This is a genomic window from Pseudomonas sp. WT-JTC (assembly GCF_056711565.1).
Genome location: NZ_CM160042.1, coordinates 4,367,848 through 4,393,057 on the forward strand (window position 1 = coordinate 4,367,848; position 25,210 = coordinate 4,393,057).

Annotated in this window: 17 protein-coding genes; 9 read left to right on the forward strand and 8 right to left on the reverse strand. The window is 61.2% G+C overall.

Annotated elements, in window-relative coordinates:
* Positions 1-58: 58 nt before the first annotated feature.
* From AC06G5_RS19925 to AC06G5_RS19950, 6 genes are all read right to left on the reverse strand, one after another.
* Complete coding sequence (locus AC06G5_RS19925) at positions 59-1,261, reverse strand: HlyD family secretion protein (RefSeq protein ID WP_413426055.1); 1,203 nt, start codon at positions 1,259-1,261, stop codon at positions 59-61.
* Between the two features lie 15 nt (positions 1,262-1,276).
* The gene (locus AC06G5_RS19930; RefSeq protein WP_413704431.1) at positions 1,277-2,746 is read right to left on the reverse strand and encodes an efflux transporter outer membrane subunit; all 1,470 of its coding nucleotides are present in this window, start codon (positions 2,744-2,746) and stop codon (positions 1,277-1,279) included.
* Positions 2,743-3,216, reverse strand: a complete 474-nt coding sequence (locus tag AC06G5_RS19935) for a MarR family winged helix-turn-helix transcriptional regulator (RefSeq protein WP_008020670.1) — start codon at positions 3,214-3,216, stop codon at positions 2,743-2,745. The genes AC06G5_RS19930 and AC06G5_RS19935 overlap by 4 nt, the downstream gene beginning before the upstream one ends.
* An 868-nt stretch (positions 3,217-4,084) precedes the next feature.
* Complete coding sequence (locus AC06G5_RS19940; RefSeq protein ID WP_413427507.1) at positions 4,085-7,756, reverse strand: translocation/assembly module TamB domain-containing protein; 3,672 nt, start codon at positions 7,754-7,756, stop codon at positions 4,085-4,087.
* Positions 7,753-9,480: an autotransporter assembly complex protein TamA gene (locus AC06G5_RS19945; RefSeq protein WP_480458163.1), complete on the reverse strand. Its 1,728-nt coding sequence runs from the start codon at positions 9,478-9,480 to the stop codon at positions 7,753-7,755. The genes AC06G5_RS19940 and AC06G5_RS19945 overlap by 4 nt, the downstream gene beginning before the upstream one ends.
* Before the next feature lie 65 nt (positions 9,481-9,545).
* Positions 9,546-10,196 carry a GNAT family N-acetyltransferase gene (locus AC06G5_RS19950; protein ID WP_413427505.1) on the reverse strand — a complete coding sequence of 217 codons (651 nt, stop codon included), beginning with the start codon at positions 10,194-10,196 and terminating at the stop codon, positions 9,546-9,548.
* A gap of 257 nt (positions 10,197-10,453) precedes the next feature.
* On the opposite strand from AC06G5_RS19950, the gene xthA reads away from it, so the two are divergent.
* Both xthA and AC06G5_RS19960 read left to right on the forward strand, forming a co-directional pair.
* The gene (gene xthA / locus AC06G5_RS19955) at positions 10,454-11,266 is read left to right on the forward strand and encodes an exodeoxyribonuclease III (protein ID WP_413427504.1); all 813 of its coding nucleotides are present in this window, start codon (positions 10,454-10,456) and stop codon (positions 11,264-11,266) included.
* A gap of 190 nt (positions 11,267-11,456) precedes the next feature.
* Entirely contained in the window at positions 11,457-12,797 is a 1,341-nt protein-coding gene (locus tag AC06G5_RS19960) for a substrate-binding domain-containing protein (protein WP_413427503.1), read from the forward strand.
* 104 nt (positions 12,798-12,901) lie between these two features.
* Here AC06G5_RS19960 and AC06G5_RS19965 read toward each other — a convergent pair whose 3' ends face one another.
* Positions 12,902-14,131, reverse strand: a complete 1,230-nt coding sequence (locus AC06G5_RS19965) for an acyl-CoA dehydrogenase (RefSeq protein WP_413427502.1) — start codon at positions 14,129-14,131, stop codon at positions 12,902-12,904.
* Between the two features lie 166 nt (positions 14,132-14,297).
* Between AC06G5_RS19965 and AC06G5_RS19970 the strand changes: the two genes are divergently transcribed.
* The 3 genes from AC06G5_RS19970 (at position 14,298) to AC06G5_RS19980 (ending at position 16,823) form a co-directional block, all read left to right on the forward strand.
* Entirely contained in the window at positions 14,298-15,227 is a 930-nt protein-coding gene (locus AC06G5_RS19970; protein WP_008053617.1) for a LysR family transcriptional regulator, read from the forward strand.
* A gap of 137 nt (positions 15,228-15,364) precedes the next feature.
* Complete coding sequence (locus AC06G5_RS19975; protein WP_007980992.1) at positions 15,365-15,766, forward strand: MerR family transcriptional regulator; 402 nt, start codon at positions 15,365-15,367, stop codon at positions 15,764-15,766.
* 157 nt (positions 15,767-15,923) lie between these two features.
* Entirely contained in the window at positions 15,924-16,823 is a 900-nt protein-coding gene (locus AC06G5_RS19980) for a hydroxymethylglutaryl-CoA lyase (protein WP_413427501.1), read from the forward strand.
* Positions 16,824-17,514: 691 nt separating this feature from the next.
* Here AC06G5_RS19980 and AC06G5_RS19985 read toward each other — a convergent pair.
* Complete coding sequence (locus AC06G5_RS19985; RefSeq protein ID WP_413427500.1) at positions 17,515-19,212, reverse strand: AMP-binding protein; 1,698 nt, start codon at positions 19,210-19,212, stop codon at positions 17,515-17,517.
* Positions 19,213-19,515: 303 nt separating this feature from the next.
* Here AC06G5_RS19985 and AC06G5_RS19990 point away from each other — a divergent pair, with 303 nt between their 5' ends.
* The 4 genes from AC06G5_RS19990 (at position 19,516) to AC06G5_RS20005 (ending at position 25,204) form a co-directional block, all read left to right on the forward strand.
* Entirely contained in the window at positions 19,516-20,679 is a 1,164-nt protein-coding gene (locus tag AC06G5_RS19990; protein WP_413427499.1) for an isovaleryl-CoA dehydrogenase, read from the forward strand.
* A 12-nt stretch (positions 20,680-20,691) separates the two neighbouring features.
* Positions 20,692-22,299, forward strand: a complete 1,608-nt coding sequence (locus AC06G5_RS19995) for a carboxyl transferase domain-containing protein (protein WP_413427498.1) — start codon at positions 20,692-20,694, stop codon at positions 22,297-22,299.
* Positions 22,300-22,436: 137 nt separating this feature from the next.
* On the forward strand, positions 22,437-23,249 hold the full coding sequence (locus AC06G5_RS20000; RefSeq protein ID WP_085718284.1) for a gamma-carboxygeranoyl-CoA hydratase: 813 nt from the start codon (positions 22,437-22,439) through the stop codon (positions 23,247-23,249).
* Positions 23,249-25,204 carry an acetyl/propionyl/methylcrotonyl-CoA carboxylase subunit alpha gene (locus tag AC06G5_RS20005; protein WP_413427497.1) on the forward strand — a complete coding sequence of 652 codons (1,956 nt, stop codon included), beginning with the start codon at positions 23,249-23,251 and terminating at the stop codon, positions 25,202-25,204. The genes AC06G5_RS20000 and AC06G5_RS20005 overlap by 1 nt, the downstream gene beginning before the upstream one ends.
* Positions 25,205-25,210 lie beyond the last annotated feature (6 nt).

Consider the following 25,210-nt stretch of genomic DNA (forward strand, 5'->3'; position numbering starts at 1 on the left):
GCCTGACGCTCCGCCTTCGCGAGCAAGCCCGCTCCCACAGGGTCGATGTAATGGCATATCAGCGTTGCGCGGTCTTGCTGACCGCGGCGCTGTTGTCGTGGATCAACTGGGTGATCATCGCGTCGGCCTCGGCCAACTGACGGTCGTAGACGTTGGTGCTGAACGAAGCTTTCTGCGGTGGCTGTTGCGCCAACACCGGCCCGCTCTGGTCGCGCAGGTTCACGTCGACCATGGTCGACAAACCAACCCGCAACGGGTGCCTGGCCAGCTCTTCGGCGTTGACGTGGATCCGCACCGGCACGCGCTGCACGATCTTGATCCAGTTACCGGTGGCGTTCTGCGCCGGCAGCAGGGCAAAGGCGCTGCCGGTCCCGGCGCCGAGGCTGTCGATGGTGCCGCTGTATTTGACGTCGCTGCCATAGAGGTCGGTTTCGATCTCGACCGGCTGGCCGATGCGCATGTCACGCAGCTGGGTTTCCTTGAAGTTGGCGTCGATCCACAGCTGATCCAGCGGAATCACCGCCATCAGCGCGGTGCCCGGTTGCACGCGCTGGCCCAGCTGTACAGAACGCTTGGCCACGTAACCGGTGACCGGTGCAATCAGGACGCTGCGTGAGTTGTTCAGGTAAGCCTGGCGCAGTTGCGCGGCGGCGGCCATCACGTCCGGGTGCGATGAAACCACGGTGTCATCGACCAGCGCGCTGGTGGTCTTGAGCTTTTGTTCGGCGTTGGCCAGGGCGTTTTGCGCCGAGGTCAGGTCGTCGCGGGCGTGGGACAGTTCTTCCTGGGAAATCGCCCCGCCGGCAGCGAGATTCTTGCGCCGGCTGAAGTTGTCCTGGGCCTTTTGCACTTCGGCTTTCTGGGCATTGACCTGGGCTTTCATGCCATCCACATCGCTGTACAGGCCACGCACCTGACGCACGGTACGAGCCAGATTGGCCTGGGCATTTTCCAGGCCGATTTCGGCGTCGTTCGGGTCGAAGTTCACCAGCACCTGGCCTTCATGCACCAGGTCGCCGTCATCGGCGCCGATGCTGACCACGGTGCCGGTGACCAGCGGCGTGATTTCCACCACGTTGCCGTTCACATAGGCGTCGTCGGTGCTTTCGCTCCAGCGCCCGTAAAACTCGTGGTAGGCCCAGACGCCCGCGCCGCTGAGCACGACGGCAACAGCCAGCACCAACAGCATGAACTTGCGCTTGCCCGAGTTGGGGTTGCCTTGGGTGTTTTCCGGAGGTTGAGTTGTATCGGCAGTGGCCATGACAAGTACCTTGAATTAGTGGGTCAGCGTGGCTGGAGTGGCATCGGCCGAGGCTATGGCCTCAGGCTGGAAACCGCCGCCCAGCGCCTGCATCAGTTGGATCGACAGGTCAATCTGCTCGGCATTCAGGTTGGCCAGCTGACGCTGGGCCTGGAGCAATTGCTGCTCGATGCTGAGCACGTCCAGGTAGTTGCCGATGCCGGAACCGTAACGCTGGACCACGGTGTTGTAGGAATCCTGGGCGATGTCGGTGGCGTGCTGCTGGGCAGCGATTTGCCGGCCGATATCGCGCAACTGGTTGATGCTGTCACTGACATCCCCCAGCGCCTTTACCAGGCTTTTGTTGTACTGCGCCACGGCGAGGTCGTAATCGGCGTCACGCGAATCGAGGTCGGCGCGCAAGCGGCCACCGTCGAAGATCGGTACCGAGATCGTCGGTGCAATGTTGAAGAAGCGGCTGGCCGAACCAAACATCGCATCGCCCAGCAAGGATTCGGCACCGGCGGCGGCGCTGAGGTTCAAGTTGGGATAGAACCGGGTCTTGCCGGCGTCGATGCTCTTGCTCGCCGCCTCGACCCGCCAGCGCGCGGCCACCAGGTCCGGGCGACGCCCGAGCAGTTCGGCTGGCAGTACCGAAGGTAGCGCTACCGCGCTCGGCTGAAGAATGTTGGGTCGGGCAATCTCATTGCCGCGATCAGGGCCTTTGCCGAGCAGCACCGCGAGAGCGATTTTCGCGCTGTTCAGGCGTTTTTGCGCGTCGATCAGGTTGGCCTGGGAGGTGGCTTCCAGGCTTTCGGTCTGCTGGAACTGGTACTGGCTGTCGATCCCGGCAGTCAGGCGCCGTTGGCTCAGCTCGAGCATTTGCCGGGTGCGCTTGAGGTCTTCGCTGGACAGGTCGTAGACGATGTGCGCCTGACCGAGATCGCTATAGGCCCTGGCGACATCGGCGGCCAGCGTCAGTTGCGCAGCCTGCTGGTCGACTTCGGCAGCACGGGCCTGGCCGAGGGCGGCTTCCCAGGCATCGCGCTGACCGCCCCACAGGTCGAAGTTGTAATTGAAACTGGTGCTGATGTTGCGAATGGTGGCGTAAGCGTCACCCTGCCCACGCGGGTCCTGGTCCCGGGCCAGGCGCGAGCGGCTGACACCGGCGCTGGCATCCAGGGTCGGCATCCGCTCGGCGTCAGCTGCAGAAGCGGCAGCGTTGGCCTGATGGGCACGGGCGTCGGCAATTTGCATGTCCGGGCTGTCGCGCAGGGCCTCGCGGATCAGGCCGTCGAGTTGCGGGTCGCCGAGGCTTTTCCACCAGTCGCTTTTCGGCCAGGCGGCCGGCGACAGGGTCACGCCACCAAGGGATTGCCCGGCCTTGAGGCTTTTCGCGTCGAGTTTGACACCTTCGGTCTTCAGGCCGCTGTAACTGGCGCAACCGGCCAGGCTCATGGCCAACAACACCAGGCCAAGGCCGGTACGTAAGGGTTTACTGCTCATTTGTCACCTACACGCAGCAAGGTGATCGGGTCACCGGCTGCCAGCAAAATTTTCTTCAGGATCAGCTCCAGGGTTTTCAACTCTTCCGGAGTGATGGCACCGGCCAGTTCATTCATGGCTTCGGCGCCGATGTGCGGCAACAGCCCGGCGAGCTTCTGGCCCTCTTCCGTGAGTACAAGCTGCACCTGACGGCGATCCGCGTCGGAGCGTTGGCGGGCAAGGAAACCTTTCTGTTCCAGACGATCGAGCATGCGCGTCATCGAACCGCTGTCGAGGGACAGGTGGCGGCACAACTCGCCCGGCGAGTCGACGCCGTACTGGGCCATGATGATCAACACCTTGAACTGCGCGGCGGTGATGCCGTGGGGTTCCATGCGGGTGTCGAGGATCCGGTCCTTGAGCAGCGCGGCACGTCCGAGCAACAGGCCGAGATGGCAATTGTGGAAATCGTCTGGAGAGAAATGTTTCATCTGACCACCAGTTAGCTGCCTAGGCAGTGAATGTATGTCGAGATGTTACTGCCTAGGCAGCGAATGTCAACGTAATAGTTAGCAGGCTTGGTAAATAGTTGACCGGTGGTTTCGGGTTTTGTGGTCATAGACGGATGTCACCGCTTTTCTGACCTTATTGTTGATGGTGTACATATCCATTGCTGCGGTAACGGCGACTATTGGTTCCGCTCTTACAGCGGGTTACTTGGAAAAGCGGAGCGCCGCCCGCCCCCAAGTAATCAAGGGTTCTTGCCCCTGACGTTCGGCCTCACGAGGGGGCAAGAAGATCAACAGCCAAAGCCAAAGCGAGGCGGCCTACCGGCCGGCCTGATCGCAATTGAACGCGTTCCCCTGTAGGAGCGAGCTGGCTCGCGAAAAACGCCAGGACACCGCGGGCATTCAGGCAGCCCGCGTCATCGTTGACGTCCATCGCGAGCAAGCTCGCTCCTACAGGAGCGAGCGTTAGCTCGCCTGCCGCTCTTGATCTTGATCCACCCGCCCCCTCGGCAGGCCTCGTTCCGGTGTTCATCCGGGGATAGGCGCGCAGCGCCGTGCGGCGCAGCCGCACACATTGCAGGGAGGTGCAGCGAAGCAAACCGTAGAACAATGCCCCCGGATGAATGCCGGAGCGAAGGAACCCCGAGCCTAAGCGAGGGGCCGGACGTTCGGGGCGAGCGTTTTTTTGCTTACTTTTTTTAGGCGCTTGTAAAAAAAGTGAGTCGCCGTCAGGGCGAAACCCTAAGTCGCCGTTGCCGAAGAAACGGATATGTACACCGCAAACAAAAGACAGGCTATCAGGCCGCCTGAGCAGGCAAACCGGATTGCCGAACCGCCGCTTGATTGAGAATTAGAAGTCCCGCTTGTAAAAGATGTCCAGCGAACTGGCCACGCCGCCGGCGGCTTCGAGGTAGACCTTTTTGCTCAGCTTGTAGCGCAAGGCAATGGTGTTGGCCGGTTCGAACACGCCAACGCCATAGCGCAGGCTGAGCTTCTCGGACAGGTTGCCGCTGGCCACCACACTGGTGGTGGTGCCGCTGCCCTGGGTGTCGAGCTGGAAGTCCTGGATCCCCAGGTTCTTCGCCAGATCGCCAGTCACCCCGGCACTGCCCATCAAGCCCAGACCGAGGGCCGCCTGGGCGAGCATGTTGTTGTCTTCGCCGTTGCTGCTCAGCGGACGCCCGAGCACCAGATAAGACAGGGCCTGCTCCTGGCTCATGGCCGGTTCGGAGAAGATCTGTGTGGTCGGCTGCTCGGCGCTGCCACTCAAACGAATGCCGGCGATGATGTCGTCAGTCTTGCGAATGGCCTCGATGTCCAGGTACGGCTGGTCGATAGGCCCGGCAAACAGCAAGCGTGCCCGGCGCACCGAAAGCCGCTGGCCGTAGGCGCGATAGCGACCGTCGTTGAGCCACAGCTCGCCACGGGTGTCCATGTTGTCGCCGATGTGCACATGCCCCTGCACATTGGCCGTCAAGCCAAACCCGGCAAAGCTCAGCTTGTCCTCGCCGACCAGCACTTCGATATCCATCCTCATGGCCAGCGGCGGCTTGCCCTGCTCGGTTTGCTGCCCGACGATCACCGTGTCATCGGAGACCTTGACCGTCGACGGCGGCAACTCGCGAATGGTGATCTCGCCTTTGGGCACCAGCACTTTGCCGGCGATGGCCAGTTCGTCGCCCTTCATCGAAATCTTCAGGTCCGGTGCGACTTCAAGCTTGGCGTAAGGCTCGACGGTGACCGGCAACTGCGTCCCCTTGAGCGCCAGATCCACCACCAGCGCCTGACCCCAGGCGATGTTGCCGTTCAGGCTGCCCTGCCCGGCCTTGCCGCTGTTCCAGCCGCCATTGAGCTGTACGCTTTCACCGGAGATCAGCGCTTGAACGTGCAGGTTTTGCAGCTCCATCGGTAGCTCGGGCCCGGCCACCACGCCGTCGCTGAGTTGCAGGCTGCCATTGACCTGCGGCGCCAACAGCCCACCGGAAATCGTGCCACTGCCATTCAGGCGCCCGGCCAGCTTTTCGACCATTGGCACAAACGGCCGCGCCACCGACAGGTCCAGCCCGTTCAAGCGGAACGAGCCGCTTAGCGGTTTGTTCTTCGGCAACGGATTGAGCTGCGCCTGCACCATCAGTTCACCGAGTTTGCCACCGACGAAATCAAGTTCGGTGTCGATGCGTTTGGGCGTGAGTTTGCTGGTGAGTTTCAGGGTCTGGTACGGGAAGTCCAGCCACTGGTCCTTTTCCTTGATGCGTAACGTGCCGCCACCGGCATCGACGCTGATCTGGCCATTCGGGCCACTGGCCGGCAGGTCCAGTTGCAGGTCGGCATTGAGCCGGCCCTGCCAGGCGAAATCCTTCGGCAACCACTGCGCGAGGCTGTCGATCGGGAATTGCTTGAGGTGATAACGCAGCTTCGGCTCGGGCATCAGGCGCGAGTCTTCACCGCACAGGCTGGCCTGGCCGGACGCCCAGCAATGAGCGCCGAAGTTGATTTTGCCGTCCGCCAGGCGTTCGAGTTTCGCCGGCCCTTGCAGCTTCCAGTCCTGGCCACCGGCCTGGATATCACCGCTGGCCAGGCGTCCGCGCCAATTGCCTTTGTCCAACGTACCGTCCAGGCCCAGGGCCAGTTTCAGCTTCGGCCCTTGCAGGTCGAGGCTCAGCTTCTGGTTTTTGATGTCGCCCTGGCCGCTGGCGGTCAGCGTTCCCAGCGAGGTGTCGCCGGCCCGGATGCCGCTGCCCTTGAGGTCGATTTTCGCCCGTTGCGCACTGTCCAGCGTGGCGTCGAGGTTCAGGCTTTGCAGGCGATTGTCCTGGAAGGCCAGTTGCGAGCCTTGCAGGTCAAGCTTGCCTTGGGGCGCCGTGAGTGTGCCGGCGACATCCACGCGGCCATTGAGTTGGCCACGCAGTTGCGGCCAGAGCTGGGCCAGGTGCGGCAGCTTGAGATCGATCTGCCCGGCGAGTTTCTGTTGCAGGCTGCCTTTGCCGCTGATGCTGTTATCGCCGAGGCGAACTTGCAGGGCGTTGAGGTTCCATTGCTCACCACGGCCATCGGCCTTGGCCTGGATCACCGCCGGTTGACCGCGCAGTTTGCCCTTGAGGTCCAGGTCTGCATTGAGGCTGAGCGTTTCGTTCTTCATCTCGCCCTGGCTGCGCAACGGCCCGGCCAGCGTGCCCGGCAGCTCCGCAACCCAGTACGCCGGGTTGATCGCCGACAAGTCCAGCGCGGTGTCCCAGGCAATGCCGTCGGCGAATTGCAGGTTCAAGTGCCCCTCGGCCTTGCCCTGCCCGGCCTGGAGTTGAATCTGTTGCAGGTAGATTTTCGTCAGGTCGCCCGCGAACGGGCTGGCCAGGGTGAAAGCGCCGGCAGGACCATCCGCAGCGGCGTCAAAGTGACCGAGGTATTTGCCGTCGGTGTAGGACACCTCGCCGTTGAAGCGGCGCAACGTCACCTCCGGCTCGTCGATCACCGGATAGAGCCGGTGCCACGGGAAGTCCAGCCAGTCGATCTTCGCCTCGGCGCTCAGGCCTTTGCTCCAATCCAGCTGCCCGGTGAGCTTGAGGCTTTGCTTGTCATTGGCGGTCAGGTCCAGCGCGGCGATCTGCGCGCCGCTGGCGTCGACCTTGCCTTGCAGCGCCAAGGCGACCGGCCCTTGCTCGGCGGGTAACGTGGCTTTGCCGAGCAGCGCGTAGCCGCTCTTCAAGTCACCGGCACCAGTGAGCTCAAGCTGATTGAGTTGCAGGGTGTCCGGCAGATCGGCACCGGGCTTGAAGCCATCGGCGGTGATTCGTACCTTGGCCGGCAGGTTTTCCACCAGCGGTTTCAGTTCGCCTGTCAGTTGCCCGTTGAGGTAACCGCTGCTGTCGGCTTTCAGGTTCAGGGTTTTCAGCAGGTCGCCGTCGATCTTCAACGCCAGCGCCAAGGGCTCGGGTGTCGACAACAAGGTCAGTTTGCCTTCGGCGCTGAGCGGCCAGTTACCGCTCGGTTGCAGCAGGCCGGACAGACTCAGGCTCAGGTCTTCGCGCTGTAACGATGCAGAGTCGATCTGCAAACCGGCCGTCGTCCAGTGCGCCGCGAGTTGCAAACCCTTGAGCTCTTCGCTGCCGTTGAACAACAGGCTGCCGACCTTGATCTCTCCAAGTTCGATGGCCAATGGCAACTTCAGTTCCGGTAGCGTGATCGGGCCGCTGCCCGGTTCTTCTGCACCCGGCGGGAAGGTCAGGCTGACCTGACCGGCCTGCAATTGCTCGACGCACAAGGTCATGCGGGTCAGGCACAGCGGCGACCAGGCAAAAATCACCTGGCTCAGCTCGACCCGGTTGTTGTCCTGTTGCCACAACACCCGGTCGGCACTCCATTGCCCGCCCAGCCGGCCCTGGAAGTTGTCCAGGGTCAAACCCGGTACGAAGCCCAACGCCCAGCGGCTGCCCGTCGCCGTGCCCAACACCGTGGCCAGCGTCAGCACAACCAGCATCAACAGCGCCGCCATCGCCAGCAGCGTTACTTTCAAACCACGCTTCACAGCTCAGGCCCCATGGAAAAGTGCAGTCGAATACCACCATCGTCGTCCAGCGCATGCGCCAGGTCGAGGCGGATCGGCCCCACCGGCGATACCCAACGCACGCCGATACCGACCCCGGTCTTGAGGTTCGGCAGTTCGAGTGTATTGAATGAGTTGCCCTGATCGACAAAGGTCGCGATCCGCCATTTTTCGGCGATGGAATACTGATATTCCGCGCTGGCAGCCACCATGTAGCGGCCACCGATGCGGTCACCGTCGGAGTTTTCCGGGGACAGGCTCTGATAGTCGTAACCGCGCACACTCTGGTCGCCACCGGCGAAGAAGCGCAACGACGGCGGTACCGATTTGAAACCGTTGGTGGCACTGCCGCCGACCTGCACCCGCCCGAGGAAGCGATGGTTGTCGAACACCGTGGTCAAGCCTTTGACCAATGCCGTGCCGTAGATCAGGTTGCTGTCGGAACCCAGACCTTCCTTGGCCACTTTGCTTTCGAATTGCAGGCGATAACCGTTGTGCGGGTCGATGCGGTTGTCGCTCTTGAGGTATGAGTAGCTCACACCGGGCATCAGCAAGGTACTGAGTCCCGAGTCGTCACCCAGTTGGTAATCCTCGCGCTGCCATTTCAGCGACACCACCCGTTGCCAGCCGCTGGGCAATTTGCTGTGCCACTCGGGGCCAAGGGTCAGCAGCTTGCTGTGGGTGTCGGTGCCCGCGATGTCCTCATTCTGATAGCCGCCGGCAAAACGCAGTTTGTCCGTCAGCGGTGGGTCCAGCGGAATGTCGTAGAACAGCCCGACGTTTTGCCGTGGCGCCGAGATCTCGGCCTCCCAGCCGTAACTGTGCCCTTGCGCGTTAACCCAGTGCCGGGTCCAGTTGGCCTTGGCCCGTGGGCCGACGTCGGTGGAAAAACCCAGGCCCAGGCCCATGGTCCGTGGCTTGCGGGTTTCAAGCTTGACGTCGACCGGGATCGCATCGTTCCTGGACGCCGTGGGTGCCGCGTCCACGCGCACGCCTTCGAAGTAACCGCTCGATTGCAGGTTCTGATTGAGTTCGGCGATCAGTTCCGAGTCATAGGGCGTACCGGCCTTGAAGGGCACCATGCGCTGCAGCAGCTCGTCATCGAACGGCGTATCACCCTGGAAACTGACTTTGCCCAAGGTATAGCGCGGACCACTTTCATAGATCAATTCGATATCGGCGACGCCGGCCCGTGGGTCGACCGACAGTTTTGAACGGGTGAAACGGCCGCTGAAAAAGCCATAGCGCGAAGCCTGATTCTGGATCAGGCGCTTGGCGTCCTCGTAGCGGCCATGATTGAGTACGGCACCGGGCTTGAGCGCGTCGCTTTTGGGGACTCGAAAGGACTTGAGGGAGGCAGCCGGACCGTCGACACGCACCGTGACATTGCGCAGATGCACCGGTTCGCCGGGGTCGACCTTCAACACCAGGCGCGGCGTGTCGCCACCCTTCACCTCGCTGTCGATCTGCGGCTGGTAATAACCCAAGGCCTGGGCGGCCTTGCGCGCCTGTTCTTCGGCGCCACGGCCGAAGCGCAGCAACGCCTGTTCGTCGCGATCGCCGAGGCTGCCGATATAGCCTTCTATATTGGCCTTGAGCTCATCATTGGACGGTTTGACACGCACATCCAATTCACTTTGTGCCAGCGCCGCGCAGCTGATCATCAGCATCAGCACAGCGCTGGTATTTCTTCCTGGAAACTTCATAGGCGCGGATGCTATCACGAGCTTGAGAGCGTGATAGAGCATGACTTCCCCGGAAAGTTCTCGGTTCAGGCCGATGCGGTGTGCAGCACCTGAGGATTGGGGTGAAAAAACACGTGCTCGCGAACCGGTCCTACGGCGACCTCGCCGATTTCCTCATAGCCCTGACGCTTGTAGAACTCCAGATAACGCGGATTGCCGGTGTCGAGAATTACCCCCTGTGAGTTTTCATCCACCGCGCACCAGTTGTGCACGGCCTGCAGCAACTGCTCGCCGAAGTGTTTGCCCTGGAACTGCGGATGTACCCCCAGCAATGGCAGGACGTGCACCGAGTCGTTCGGCACGCAGGCCTCCACGGCAGCGTGATATTCGAGGTAGCGACGAGTACAGCGAAACCCCGTGCTGAGCACCATGCGCAGGCGCCAGGCCCAACTTTCGGTGATGCCAAGACGACGTTGCGGCGGTGCGATCAGGGCGATGCCGATCAGGCGGTCGTTGACCAGCAGGCCGATGGCCGGCAGGTCCTGGAGAAAATGCTGGTTCACCAGTTCGCGCACGGTGGCGCGAACCCGCTGTTCGTAACCGGGGCGCTCGGCTTCGAACAAATAGCCGAAGGTCGGCTCATGTCGATACGCCTGGTACAGCAGCGAACGCGCTTCGCGGGCGTAGCCGCTGTCGAGCATGTGAATATCGGCAATGGCGGTCGAGGTTTCGGGCATGACGGTCGATCTCCCCGGCACAGCTCGGAAGGCTGCGCTCTTGTTGTTACGAGCTGATTGGCACTGACACAATTCCTTACAGATCCGAAATCAGTGTAGGCAATGAAATCGCCTTTGCTTTTGTGGGAGCGGGCTTGCTCGCGAAGGGGCCATCACTGCCCACATAAAGCTGACAGGCAAAACCGAATCCCCTCACCCCACACTGGCCCGATTCCCCCATGTCAGCTAGCATCGCCCTTTTGCCAGGACTGCCGACCATGAAGATCGTCTCCTTCAACATCAACGGGCTGCGCGCCCGTCCCCATCAGCTGGCGGCGCTGATCGAAAAGCACCAGCCCGATGTGATCGGCCTGCAGGAAACCAAGGTCCACGACGACCAGTTCCCTCTCGAGGAAGTCAGGGCCCTGGGCTATCACGTGTATTTCCACGGGCAAAAAGGCCACTACGGCGTCGCCCTGCTCTCGCGCCAGGAGCCGCTGGCCCTGCATAAAGGTTTCGCCACCGACGAAGAGGACGCCCAACGGCGCTTCATCTGGGGCACCTTTGCCGACGCCAACGGCGTGCCGGTGACCATCATGAACGGTTATTTCCCACAGGGCGAAAGCCGCGACCACCCGACCAAATTCCCGGCCAAGGAACGCTTCTACAACGATTTGCAGCTATTGCTGGAAAGCCAGTTCAAGAACGACCAGCCACTGGTGGTGATGGGCGATGTGAACATTTCCCCGGAAGACTGTGACATCGGCATCGGCCCGGACAACATGAAGCGCTGGCTGAAAACCGGCAAATGCAGCTTCCTGCCCGAAGAGCGCGAGTGGATGGCCCGCCTGAAAAACTGGGGCCTGGTCGACAGTTTCCGTCACTTGAACCCGGACGTGACCGACACCTTCAGCTGGTTCGACTACCGCAGCCGTGGCTTCGAAGACGAGCCCAAGCGTGGCCTGCGTATCGACCTGATCCTCGCCTCCCACGGCTTGCTGCCGCGGGTTAAGGCCGCCGGGGTGGACTACGAACTGCGCGGCATGGAAAAACCTTCGGACCATGCGCCGATCTGGCTTGAGTTGAGCTGATCTCTGACGGTTGCATTAATTCCCTGTGGGAGCGGGCTTGCTCGCGAAGGCGGTCCTACATTCAACATCGACATTGAATGTTATGGCCCCTTCGCGAGCAAGCCCGCTCCCACATTTGCAAAGTGTCATTTTTCGGAAACCTTACTGACTTAATCTCCCGACACCTCCTTTGGCTATACAAGGTGCCGGCATGATGCTGCGCGTGTTGTTCCTGTTGATGCTGTGCATGGGCTTGCCGCAGGCAGGCTCGGCCGGCGACTTGCCGACACCCGAACACGGCCCGGTGCTGCGCATTCAGGGTTCCAATACCATCGGTGCGGCATTGGGGCCGGCGCTGGTCGAGGGGTTGTTGAGCGCGCAGGGCCTGCGCAGGATTCACCGCGAAACCCCGGACACCGCCAACGAACTGCGCATTGTCGGTGAAACCGCCCAGGGCCGTCGGATCGTGGTGGAGGTGGCAGCCCATGGTTCCAGTACCGGTTTCACTGCGCTAAAAGCAGCCCGTGCCGATCTGGCCGCCTCATCGCGCCCGATCAAGGACAGCGAACTGGCCAGCCTGCAGTCCCTCGGTGACCTGAAAAGCCCCAGCGCCGAACAGGTCATCGCCATCGACGGCCTGGCGATCATTCTTCACCCGGACAATCCGCTGAATCAACTCGACACCGTGCAACTGGCGCGTATTTTCAGTGGCGAAGTGAAGACCTGGGAAGACATCGGCGGCCATGGCGGGCCGATTCATCTGTATGCACGGGACGATCAGTCCGGGACCTACGACACCTTCAAGGAACTGGTCCTCAGTAATCGTGGGAAAACCCTCGGCAGCGCGGCGAAGCGCTTCGAGTCCAGCGAACAACTGTCCGATGCGGTCAGCGCTGATCCACAAGGCATCGGTTTCATCGGTTTACCCTACGTGCGCCAGGCCAGGGCTGTTGCCATTGTCGACGGTCAATCGCAAGCCATGCTGCCGCTCAACAGCCTGATTGCCACCGAAGACTATCCGCTGTCCCGCCGATTGTTCTTCTACCTGCCACCCAACGAAAAAAATCCCTGGGCCAATGCCCTGGTGGCCTTTGCCCAAAGCGCTGACGGTCAAGCCATTGTGGCCGCCAACGGATTTATTGCCCAAACCGTCCAGGCCATGGCCGTGACGCCCAATGCGTTGATGCCCGAGGGTTATCAGGCGCTGAGCCGTCACGCGCAACGGTTGTCGGTGAACTTCCGCTTCGAGGAAGGCAGCGCCACCCTGGACAACAAGGCCCGACAGGACCTGTGGCGGGTGCTCGACTATATCAAACAGCACGGCAAGGCCGAGGGACAGGTCACGCTGGTGGGGTTTGGCGATGCCAAGAGCGACCCGGCGCGCGCCGATCTGTTGTCGAAACTGCGGGCCATGGCGGTACGCCGGGAGTTGGTGAAGAGCGGCGTGGTGTTTCGCGAGATTCGTGGATTCGGTGCCGAAATGCCGGTGGCGGCCAATAGCGCCGATGAAGGAAGGATCAGGAATCGACGGGTTGAGGTTTGGGTGTATTGAATCTGATGTTGCTGCATTGAAGGGAATGACGCCTTCGCGAGCAAGCCCGCTCCCACATAATACCTGTGGGAGCGGGCTTGCCCGCGAATGGCAACACCGCGGTCTTAATGCCCGCTACGCATCATTTCCTTCGGCACGTACTTGCCGATCTCGAACTTGCCAATCGCCGCACGGTGCACTTCATCCGGGCCGTCGGCCAGGCGCAGGGTGCGCTGCATCGCATACATGTAGGCCAGCGGGAAATCGTTGGAAACCCCTGCCCCGCCATGGATCTGGATCGCCCGGTCGATCACTCGCAACGCAACGTTTGGCGCGACGACCTTGATCTGCGCGATCTCGCTGCGGGCCACTTTGTTGCCAACCGTGTCCATCATGTACGCCGCCTTCAGTGTCAGCAGGCGTGCCATGTCGATCTCCATCCGCGAGTCGGCGATCTTGTCGACGTTACCGCCCAGCCGCGCCAGGGGTTTGCCGAATGCCGTACGGCTCACCGAGCGTTTGCACATCAGTTCCAGCGCACGCTCGGCCATGCCGATCGAACGCATGCAGTGGTGAATCCGGCCCGGGCCAAGGCGACCTTGAGCAATTTCGAAGCCACGGCCTTCGCCCAGCAGGACGTTTTCGTACGGCACCCGGACATTTTCAAACAGCACTTCGGCGTGACCGTGGGGAGCGTCGTCGTAGCCGAACACCGGCAGCGGACGCAGGATTTTTACCCCGGGGGTGTCCACCGGCACCAGAATCATCGAGTGCTGGGCGTGACGTGGCCCGTCCGGATTGCTCAGCCCCATGAAAATCAGGATCTTGCAGCGCGGGTCGCAAGCACCCGAGGTCCACCATTTCTTGCCATTGATCACCCACTCGTCGCCATCGCGCACCGCACGGGCAGCCATGTTGGTGGCGTCGGAGGATGCTACATCCGGTTCGGTCATGGCGAATGCCGAGCGGATCTCGCCGCGCAGCAAGGGTTCGAGCCAGCGTTGTTTCTGCTCTTCGTTGGCGTAACGCACCAGCACTTCCATGTTGCCGGTGTCCGGTGCCGAGCAGTTGAACGGCTCTGGCCCCAGCAGCGAGCGGCCCATGATTTCCGCCAGCGGCGCGTATTCGAGGTTGGTCAGGCCGGCACCCAGTTCTGACTCAGGCAGAAACAAATTCCACAGGCCTTCGGCCTTGGCCTTGGCCTTGAGCTCTTCCATGATCGCGGTCGGCTGCCAGCGATCGCCTTCGGCGACCTGCCGTTCGAACACGGCTTCGGCGGGATAAACGTAGGTGTCCATGAACGCTGTCACGCGCTCGCGCAGTTCCTGAACCTTGGGCGAATAAGCGAAATCCATGAGCAAGATACCTTCTTGGGGGAGGTTGTTTAGATCATGCAATCGATGCTAGAACAGCGTTGATAATTTACCTAGCCTATTCTCGGCGTGTATTAACATTCATCACCGATATATGATCGACTGATCGTCACGGTCAGTCCGCCCACACAATAAGAGAGCCCGCGTAATGAATCTGAGCAAGGTCGATCTCAACCTTTTCATCGTCTTCGACGCGATCTACACCGAAGCCAACCTGACCCGCGCCGGGCAAATCGTCGGCATCACCCAACCGGCGGTGTCGAATGCGCTGGCGCGTCTACGCGAGACCTTCAACGACCCGCTGTTCGTGCGCACCGCCCAGGGCATGGTGCCGACGCCCATGGCCCAGAACATCATCGGCCCGGTGCGCAACGCACTCTCGCTGCTGCGCGTGTCGGTGCAGGAAAGCCGCATATTCAACCCGCAGCAGGCGGTCAAGACCTACCGCATCAGCATGACCGACCTCACCGAAGCTGTGATCCTGCCGCCGCTGTTCCAGCGCCTGCGCCGCCTGGCGCCGACGGTGATCATCGAAAGCTTCCTGTCCAAACGTCGCGAAACCACCAAGGAACTGGCCGCCGGACGCCTCGACTTCGCGGTCGATGCGCCGCTCAACACCGACCCGCAGGTACGTCATGTCAAATTGATGGAAGACCGCTACGTGTGCGCCATGCGCAAGGGGCATCCGCTGGCGGGCAAAGAGAAACTCACGCTGGATGATTACCTGGGCCTGACCCACATCCACATTTCCAGCCGCCGCAGCGGCCTCGGCTATGTCGACCTGGCGCTGGGCAAGATGGGCATCCAGCGCAAGATCGCCCTGCGCTCCCAGCATTACCTGATGGCCTCGCAGGTGTTGCAGCAGACGGACATGGTCATGACCGTGCCGGAACGCTTCGCCCGCCGCAACGACCTGCACGCCTTTTATCTGCCGGTCAACGATGTACCGCCGGTGGAAACCCACCTTTACTGGCACGAAAGCACTGACCAGGACCCGGCGAACCGCTGGATGCGCGAGCAGATGATCGAGTTGTGCCAGCAAGTGACGGCGCAGGAGAAAAAGCTCGAGAAGGTGTAGGGCTTGATACCGAGGTGCCCCCATCGCGAGCAAGCTTGCTCGCGGTGGGGCCAGTCAGAACAGCGAAGACCTCTGCCCCTTGACGTAAACGTCAACCTGCCATTAGCTTAGCGCCATGACCTTTTGCGAGCGCGCCCATGAGCAGCCAGACCTACAGCATTTCCGATCTCGCCCGCGAGCTCGATATCACCACCCGCGCCATTCGCTTTTATGAAGAGCAAGGCCTGCTCAGCCCCGAGCGCCGTGGCCAGGAACGCATTTACTCGCCTCGCGACAAGGTCAGCCTGAAGCTGATCCTGCGGGGTAAACGCATCGGTTTCTCACTGGCTGAATGCCGCGAGTTGATCGAGCTCTACGACCCGTCCAGCGGTAACACCAAGCAACTGCACAGCATGCTGGCGAAAATCAGCGAGCGCCGTGAGCAGCTTGAGCAGCAGTTGCTGGACATCGAACAGATGAAACTGGAGCTGGACACTGCCGAAGAGCGCTGCGTGCAGGCGCTGGAGCAGACGCTCAAAAGCCAGGAATCGATTCAGTAAATCCACACCGCCCCCTGTAGGAGCGAGCTTGCTCGCGATGGCCGTTAACGATAACGCGTGTCTGCTGGACAAACGCGGTGCCTGGGAGCCCATCGCGAGCAAGCTCGCTCCTACAGGGTTCTCTCAGCATTCAGACAATCAGCACAGGTCGAAGCCCATGTCCCTCCCCTCCCACGTACGCATTGTCGAAGTCGGCCCCCGCGACGGCCTGCAGAACGAAGCCCAGCCCATCAGCGTCGCCGACAAGGTGCAACTGGTCGATGCACTGACCGCAGCCGGACTTGGCTATATAGAAGTCGGCAGTTTCGTTTCGCCCAAGTGGGTGCCGCAGATGGCCGGTTCCGCCGATGTCTTCGCGCAGATCCAGCGCAAACCGGACGTCACCTACGGCGCACTCGCCCCCAACCTGCGCGGTTTCGAAGATGCCCTCGCGGCCGGAGTGAAGGAAGTGGCGGTGTTCGCGGCGGCATCCGAAGCTTTTTCCCAACGCAACATCAACTGCTCGATTAGCGAAAGCCTGGAGCGTTTCGTACCGATCATGGACGCGGCAAGACAACACGGCGTGACGGTTCGCGGTTACGTGTCCTGTGTGCTGGGCTGCCCCTATGAAGGTAACGTCGCCCCGGAGCAAGTCGCCGTGGTCGCTCGCGAACTCTATGCCATGGGCTGCTATGAGGTTTCGCTGGGCGACACCATCGGCACCGGCACCGCTGGCGCAACCCGCAAGATGTTTGAAGTGGTATCAAAGGATGTGCCCCGGGAAAAACTCGCAGGGCATTTCCACGACACCTACGGTCAGGCTGTGGCCAACATCTACGCCAGTCTGCTGGAAGGCATCGCGGTGTTCGACAGCTCCATCGCCGGCCTGGGCGGTTGCCCCTATGCCAAGGGCGCCAGCGGTAACGTCGCGACCGAAGACGTGGTTTACCTGCTCAACGGCCTGGGCATCGACACCGGAATCGATCTCGACGCCTTGGTGCTCGCCGGTCAGCGGATTTGCAGCGTATTGGGTCGTCCTACCGGCTCCCGCGTGGCCAAGGCCCGCAGCGCACAGTGAGTGCACTGAGTGTGTCCAGGTGTTACCGCGCGGACTCAAACGTGGGCGCAAGCGAGTAACACGGAAACAAAATGTAGGGTGTTGCCTGAGGCGCAAAACCCTACAAAACTCCAAACCATTGATTTTAAAGGCTTTTAAAAAGTTGGCATGCCTCCTGCTATATCTATCGCATAACAAGAATAAAAAAATTGCGGCAAACCTAATAAAAACAAGACGTAACGACTCTGACATAACAAAAACAACACGGCAGAGACGCAGCTAACAGATTTTTTTGGAGAAGATGTGCTTTTCAGGGTGCTTTTCGGAGTTACCCGCAACCGGGCAGAGAACAATAAAACTACCTTCAGGTAGCTCCCGAACTGGTTGGATCGCTTGGCGAAAAAGTAGATCAGCGCTCAAAAAAATACGTTTGCTCTTGATCCCGGATGGGGATCGCCAAAAACAGCGGTAAAGGGCAACGGTTGCCAAAAACAAAAACAGACCGACCCTCAATAATAAAAAAAGAGCACGCGCAACGACAAATTAAAGGGGAGCCTCGGCTCCCCTTTGTGCTGTCTGGCATTTGAGATTTCACCACCCCCTGTAGGAGCGAGCTTGCTCGCGAAGGTCGCCAACGATAACGCGCACATTCTGAATGAACGCGGCATCCTTGAGTTCTTCGCGAGCAAGCTCGCTTCTACAAGAGGCCTCGTCATGCCTTGTTGATGCGCAACTCCTCGATACTGATCTCGCGCATCCGGAATTTCTGGATCTTGCCGGTCACGGTCATAGGAAACTCCTCGACGAACTTGAAGTAGCGCGGCGTCTTGAAGTGTGCGATGCGCTCCTTGCACCAGGTTTGCAGCTCTTGCTCGGTGGCGCTGTGGCCGGGGTGGAACTTGATCCAGGCGACGATCTCTTCGCCGTAGCGCGAGCAAGGAATGCCGATCACCTGAACGTCCGCAACAGCCGGATGAGTAAAGAAAAACTCTTCCAGCTCCCGCGGGTAAATGTTCTCACCGCCACGGATGATCATGTCCTTGTTACGCCCGGCAATGCACACGTAACCCTCATCATTCATGCTCGCCAGGTCGCCGGTGTGCATCCAGCCTGCCTGATCAATGGCTTCTGCGGTGCCTTGCGGGTTGTTCCAGTAGCCGAGCATCACGCTGTAGCCACGGGTACAGAGTTCACCGATGGTGCCACGGGGCACCAGGTTGCCCGCCTCGTCAATGATCTTGCTTTCCAGTTGCGGCTGGGTGCGCCCGACCGTGGTGACGCGCAATTCCAGATCGTCCGACGGACCGGTCTGCAACGACACGGGGCTGGTTTCCGTCATGCCGTAGGCAATCTGCACTTCACTCATATGCATTTCGCTGATGACCCGGCGCATGACTTCGATAGGACAGGTTGCGCCCGCCATGATGCCAGTGCGCAGGCTCGACAGGTCGAACCCGGCGCGTTGCGGCTGATCGAGCATGGCAATGAACATGGTCGGCACGCCGTACAGCGCCGTGGCCTTTTCTTCAGCCACGGTGCCAAGGGTCAGCAATGGATCGAACGCGTCGTTTGGATAAATCATGGTGCTGCCATGGGTGATGCAGCCGAGGTTGCCCATGACCATGCCGAAGCAGTGATACAGCGGCACCGGGATCACCAGGCGATCGGCCGCCGTCAGGCCCAGGCTTTCGCCGACCATGTAGCCATTGTTGAGAATGTTGTAGTGACTGAGGGTCGCGCCCTTGGGGAACCCGGTGGTGCCGGAGGTGTACTGGATATTCACCGGCTGATCGAAATGCAGGCTGTCCTGGCGCTCATGCAGTTGCTCGACCGTCACGCTGCCCGCCAGATCGGCCAGTTGCGACCATGGCAGGAACCCCGACGGTGGCTGCGCATCCAGGCTGATGACACCGCGCAACTCCGGCAAGCGCTCGCTGTGCAACTTGCCGATGGATTGCGCGGCCAGTTCCGGCACCAGGCCTTGCAGCATCGAGTGATAGTTCGAGGTCTTGAAGGCCCCGGCGCATACCAGCCATTGGCAACCGGATTGCTTGAGTACGTATTCGAGTTCGGAACTGCGATACGCGGGATTGATGTTGACCAGAATCACGCCGATTTTCGCGGTGGCAATCTGGCTGATGCACCACTGCGCACAGTTTGGTGCCCAGATGCCAAGCCGGTCACCGGCTTGCAACCCCAACGCCAACAGCGCCCTGGCGTGCAGGTCAGCGGCCTCGGCCAATTGCCGCCAGGTGTAACGCAGCTGTTGATGGCGCACCACCAGCGCCTCCCCGTCCGGGTACTGCGCAACCGTGTTGTCGAACGTCTGGCCGATAGTCATCGCCAGCAAGGCTTTATCCTGGGAACCACGGGTGTAACTGCGTTGCGGGCTTGCACTGGGTTGATCCATGACGACCCCTATTGTCTTTATTAATGGGCTACCGGCGGTTACCTGTAGGAGCGAGCTTGCTCGCGATGGAGGTCAACGATGACGCGTACCGCCTGAAAAATGCGTCGCCTTCAAGTTCATCGCGAGCAAGCTCGCTCCTACAGGGTTGGTCCGCTTTTCTATCTTGAACTGCCTCTACTCTCGCTCAAGTTGACGTTAACGTAAAGGGTGATTGACAGCCATTCGTCACAGGTTTACGTTAACGTAAAGGTGAGAACTGAATCACGACCCTCCCCACCCGACAAAAAAGCCAAAAGGTGACCCATGAGCTACCCATCCCTGAACTTTGCCCTCGGTGAAACCATCGACATGCTGCGCGATCAGGTTCAGTCCTTCGTCGCCAAAGAGATCGCCCCGCGCGCCGCTCAGATCGACACCGACAACCTGTTCCCCGCCGACCTGTGGCGCAAATTCGGCGACATGGGCCTGCTGGGCATTACCGTGCCGGAAGAATACGGCGGTGCCGGCCTGGGTTACCTGGCCCACGTGGTGGCCATGGAAGAAATCAGCCGTGGCTCGGCCTCGGTGGCGTTGTCCTACGGCGCCCACTCCAACCTCTGCGTCAACCAGATCAATCGCAACGGCAACCACGAACAGAAATCCAAATACCTGCCGAAGCTGATCAGCGGCGAGCACATCGGCGCATTGGCCATGAGCGAGCCAAACGCCGGTTCCGACGTGGTCTCGATGAAACTGCGTGCCGACAAACGCGGCGACAAGTACGTGCTCAACGGCAGCAAGACCTGGATCACCAACGGTCCGGACGCCAACACCTATGTGATCTACGCCAAGACCGACCTGGAAAAAGGCCCCCACGGCATCACCGCCTTCATCGTCGAGCGCGACTGGAAAGGCTTCAGCCGCAGCAACAAGTTCGACAAGCTCGGCATGCGTGGTTCGAACACCTGCGAGCTGTTTTTCGATGACGTCGAAGTGCCGGAAGAAAACATCCTCGGCGTGCTCAACGGCGGCGTGAAAGTGCTGATGAGCGGCCTCGACTACGAGCGCGTTGTCCTGTCCGGTGGCCCGACCGGGATCATGCAGGCGTGCATGGACCTGATCGTGCCGTACATTCACGACCGCAAGCAGTTCGGCCAGAGCATTGGCGAATTCCAGTTGATCCAGGGCAAGGTCGCCGACATGTACACCCAACTCAACGCCAGCCGCGCCTACCTGTACGCCGTGGCCCAGGCTTGCGAGCGTGGCGAAACCACGCGCAAGGACGCCGCCGGGGTGATCCTCTATTCCGCCGAACGTGCCACGCAAATGGCCCTCGACGCGATCCAGATTCTCGGCGGAAACGGTTACATCAACGAATTCCCGGCGGGCCGTCTGCTACGTGACGCCAAGCTGTACGAAATCGGCGCCGGCACCAGTGAGATCCGTCGCATGCTGATCGGTCGCGAACTGTTCAACGAAACCCGCTAAACGGAGCTGTCCATGGCTATCCTGCATACCCAGCTCAACCCTCGTTCAGCGGAGTTCACCGCCAACAGTGCGGCGATGCTCAAACAGGTCGACGCCCTGCACACCCTGCTCGCCCAAGTCGCCCAAGGTGGCGGCCCGAAAGCGCAGGAGCGCCACACCTCGCGGGGTAAACTGCTGCCCCGCGAGCGCATCAACCGTTTGCTGGATCCGGGCTCGCCGTTTCTGGAGATCAGCCAACTGGCGGCCTACCAGGTGTATGGCGAAGACGTTCCCGCTGCTGGCGTGATTGCCGGGATTGGCCGCGTGGAAGGCGTCGAATGCATGATCGTCGCCAACGACGCCACGGTAAAAGGTGGCTCGTATTACCCTCTGACGGTAAAAAAACACCTGCGTGCCCAGACCATCGCCCAGCAAAATCGCCTGCCGTGCATCTATCTGGTGGATTCGGGCGGTGCCAACCTGCCGCGTCAGGATGAAGTGTTTCCGGACCGCGAGCACTTCGGGCGGATCTTCTTCAACCAGGCCAACATGAGCGCCATGGGCATTCCGCAGATTGCCGTGGTCATGGGCTCCTGCACCGCTGGCGGCGCCTATGTGCCAGCGATGGCCGACGAAGCGATCATGGTCCGCGAACAAGCGACGATCTTCCTCGCCGGCCCGCCGCTGGTGAAAGCCGCCACCGGTGAGGTGGTCAGCGCCGAAGACCTCGGTGGGGCTGACGTGCATTGCAAGATTTCCGGGGTAGCCGACCATTACGCCGAGAGCGATGAGCACGCTCTGGCGCTGGCGCGCCGCAGCGTCGCCAACCTCAACTGGCGCAAGCAAGGTGAGGTTCAGCAACGCACTCCGATCGCCCCGCTCTACAGCAGTGACGAGTTGTACGGTGTGGTCCCGGCCGACGCCAAGCAACCGTTTGACGTGCGCGAAGTGATTGCGCGACTGGTGGACGGATCGGTGTTCGACGAGTTCAAGGCGCTGTTCGGGACAACGCTGGTCTGCGGTTTTGCTTACCTGCACGGTTACCCGATCGCGATCCTCGCCAACAACGGCATTCTCTTCGCTGAAGCGGCGCAGAAAGGCGCGCACTTCATTGAGCTGGCCTGTCAGCGCGGCATTCCTTTGCTGTTCTTGCAGAACATCACCGGCTTCATGGTCGGCCAGAAATACGAAGCCGGCGGTATTGCCAAGCACGGCGCGAAATTGGTGACGGCGGTGGCTTGCGCCAAGGTGCCGAAGTTCACGGTGATCATTGGCGGCAGCTTCGGCGCAGGTAACTACGGCATGTGTGGCCGTGCCTACGATCCGCGTTTCCTGTGGATGTGGCCAAATGCGCGCATCGGTGTGATGGGCGCCGAACAGGCTGCCGGTGTTCTGGTACAGGTCAAGCGCGAACAGGCCGAACGCGGTGGGCATGGTTTCAGTGCCGAGCAGGAAGCCGAGATCAAGCAACCGATCCTCGACCAGTACGAAGAACAGGGTCACCCCTACTATTCCAGCGCGCGTCTGTGGGACGACGGTGTCATCGACCCGGCCCAGACTCGCGACGTACTGGCCCTGGCCTTGTCCGCGTCGTTGAACGCGCCAATCGAACCGAGCCGCTTCGGCGTGTTCCGGATGTGATCCGACCTCTGTAGGAGCGAGCTCGCTCGCGATAGGCGTTAACGATAACGCGGGGCATCAGGTAGCCAGCGTCGGTTGAGCGTTCATCGCGAGCAAGCTCGCTCCTACAGAAGAACAGAGTTGTGGAGACGGACAATATGAGCGACTTCAACACCCTCGAACTGCTGACCGACCCGCGTGGTTTTGCCACCCTGTGGCTCAGCCGTGAAGAAAAGAACAACGCCTTCAACGCCGAAATGATTCGCGAGCTGATCCTCGCCCTCGACAAAGTCGCGAGCGATGCCAGCCTGCGGTTTCTGATCGTGCGCGGCCGCGGCAAACACTTCAGCGCCGGCGCCGACCTGGCCTGGATGCAGCAATCGGCCGAACTCGATTACGCCACCAACCTCGATGACGCCCGGGAACTGGCGGAGTTGATGTACAACCTGGCCAAACTGAAAGTTCCGACCCTGGCCGTGGTGCAAGGCGCGGCCTTTGGCGGCGCGCTGGGCCTGATCAGTTGCTGCGACATGGCCATCGGTGCCGATGACGCGCAGTTCTGCCTGTCGGAAGTGCGCATCGGCCTGGCGCCGGCGGTGATCAGCCCATTCGTGGTGCAAGCCATCGGCGAGCGCGCTACACGTCGCTATGCCTTGACCGCTGAGCGCTTCGGCGGGCAACGGGCACGGGAAATCGGTCTGTTGTCGGAAAGCTATGCAAGTGCCGAGCTGGAACAGAAAGTCGAGCAGTGGATCGACAACCTGCTGCTCAACAGTCCGGCCGCGATGCGCGCCAGCAAGGATCTGTTGCGCGAAGTCGGCGACGGCTCACTGACCCCGGCATTGCGCCGCTACACCGAAAACGCCATCGCCCGCATCCGCGTCAGCCCGGAAGGTCAGGAAGGCCTGCGCGCCTTCCTGCAAAAACGTCCGCCGAGCTGGCAAGCCGAAACCACCAAGGAGCCCCGTTGATGAGCGCACCTGTCCTCACCACCCTGCTGGTGGCCAACCGTGGCGAAATCGCTTGCCGGGTAATGCGTACCGCCAAGGCGCTGGGCCTGACGACCGTGGCCGTGCACAGCGCCACCGACCGTGACGCCCGGCACAGCCGCGAAGCCGACATTCGTGTCGACCTCGGCGGCAGCAAAGCCGCCGACAGCTACCTGCAAATCGACAAACTGATCGCTGCCGCCAAGGCCAGTGGCGCCCAGGCGATTCACCCTGGCTATGGCTTTCTGTCGGAAAACGCCGGGTTCGCCCGCGCCATCGAAAGCGCCGGCCTGATATTCCTCGGCCCGCCTGCCTCGGCCATCGACGCCATGGGCAGCAAGTCCGCCGCCAAAGCCTTGATGGAAACCGCCGGCGTGCCATTGGTGCCCGGTTATCACGGCGAAGCCCAGGACCTGGAAACCTTCCGCGCCGCCTGCGAGCGCATCGGCTACCCGGTGCTGCTCAAGGCCACCGCCGGTGGCGGCGGCAAAGGCATGAAAGTGGTCGAGGACGTCAGCCAACTGGCCGAAGCCCTGGCCTCGGCACAGCGTGAGGCACAATCGTCGTTCGGCGATTCGCGGATGCTGGTGGAGAAATACCTGCTCAAGCCACGCCACGTGGAAATCCAGGTATTCGCCGACCAACACGGCAACTGCCTGTACCTCAACGAACGTGATTGCTCGATTCAGCGGCGGCACCAGAAAGTCGTCGAGGAAGCGCCGGCGCCAGGCCTGAGCCCGGAACTGCGTCGCGCCATGGGTGAGGCCGCCGTGCGTTCAGCGCAGGCCATCGGTTATGTCGGCGCCGGCACCGTGGAATTTTTGCTGGATGCGCGCGGCGAGTTCTTCTTCATGGAGATGAACACCCGCCTGCAAGTGGAACACCCGGTTACCGAAGCCATCACCGGCCTCGACCTGGTGGCCTGGCAGATTCGCGTGGCACGCGGCGAAGCGTTGCCGATGACCCAGGATCAGGTGCCGCTGGTGGGGCACGCGATCGAAGTGCGACTGTATGCCGAAGATCCGGGCAATGACTTCCTGCCGGCGACCGGTCGCCTGGAGCTGTATCGCGAATCCGCCCAGGGGCCTGGGCGTCGAGTGGACAGCGGCGTTGAAGAAGGCGATGAAATTTCGCCGTTCTACGACCCGATGCTCGGCAAGCTGATTGCCTGGGGCGAAGATCGTGAACAGGCGCGCTTGCGCCTGCTGAGCATGCTCGACGAATTCGCCATCGGCGGCCTGAAGACCAACATCAATTTCCTGCGGCGCATCGTCGGTCACCCGGCGTTCGCCGCTGCCGAACTGGATACCGGCTTCATTCCGCGCTATCAGGAACAGTTGCTGCCGACGCCAGCGGAACTCAGCGATGATTTCTGGCAAGCAGCCGCCCAGGCGTTTGCCCAGAGCCAACCGTCTGCAACCCGTGCCGATGACCCGAGTTCGCCATGGGCGGCAGGTAGTGGGCTGCGTGCCGGCTTGCCGAGAGAAATCACCCTTCACTTGAGTTGTGAAGGCCAGGACCGCGCGCTGACGCTGGGCGCCATCGATGCCCACAGCGCTCGGCTCAAGGGCGAGCATCTGCTGACCGAGCATGCTGGCGTGCGCCTTCAACACCGGGCCATACGTCGTGGCGAGTATGTGTATTTGCAGTGGGATGGCGAGTTGCGCCGCATCGAGGCTTACGACCCGATCAGCGCCGTCGAGGCCAGCCATAGCCATCACGGCGGGCTGACCGCACCGATGAACGGCAGCATCGTCCGTGTGCTGGTGGAGGCCGGACAATCGGTCGAAGCCGGGGCGCAACTGGTGGTGCTGGAAGCGATGAAAATGGAGCACAGCATTCGTGCACCGCACGCCGGGGTGATCAAGGCGCTGTATTGCCAGGAAGGCGAGATGGTCAGCGAAGGCAGTGCGCTGGTCGAACTGGAAGAAGCGTGAAATGAA